Source organism: Sphingomonas sp. Leaf339 (assembly GCF_001426195.1).
Taxonomy (GTDB): domain Bacteria; phylum Pseudomonadota; class Alphaproteobacteria; order Sphingomonadales; family Sphingomonadaceae; genus Sphingomonas.
Genome location: NZ_LMRS01000044.1, coordinates 1 through 371, shown reverse-complemented (window position 1 = coordinate 371; position 371 = coordinate 1). Strand labels below are relative to the sequence as shown.

Below are 371 nucleotides of genomic sequence, written 5' to 3'. Positions count from 1 at the left end.
CGCCAGTCGGCCTGTAAGCCGGGTTCTGTACGTTCTATGCAGAACGTGACGACCATTCCTCTGGGACGRWCGTTGCCGMCCGCCTCKAGCAACCAACCCGGGCGACAGTCCCGGAGACAGGTTGAAGGCAAAAGCTCGCGCTTAAGGCCTTCCGTCGCCCCTATTCGGTCTTGCTCCCGGCGGGGCTTGCCGTGCCCCGAACGTCGCCGTTCGGGCGGTGSGCTCTTACCSCACCCTTTCACCCTTACCGCTYGCGCGGMGGTTTGCTTTCTGTGGCGCTATCCCTGGGGTCGCCCCCGCCGGACCTTATCCGGCGCCGTGTCTCCGTGGAGCCCGGACTTTCCTCTGCATTTCGGCAGCGGCCGTCCAGC

The 371-nt window shown here is 65.8% G+C and carries 1 other RNA gene; it reads right to left on the bottom strand.

Going from position 1 to position 371, the window contains the following annotated elements:
• Positions 1-9: 9 nt before the first annotated feature.
• Positions 10-371, bottom strand: an RNA gene (gene rnpB, locus ASG67_RS14135) — RNase P RNA component class A.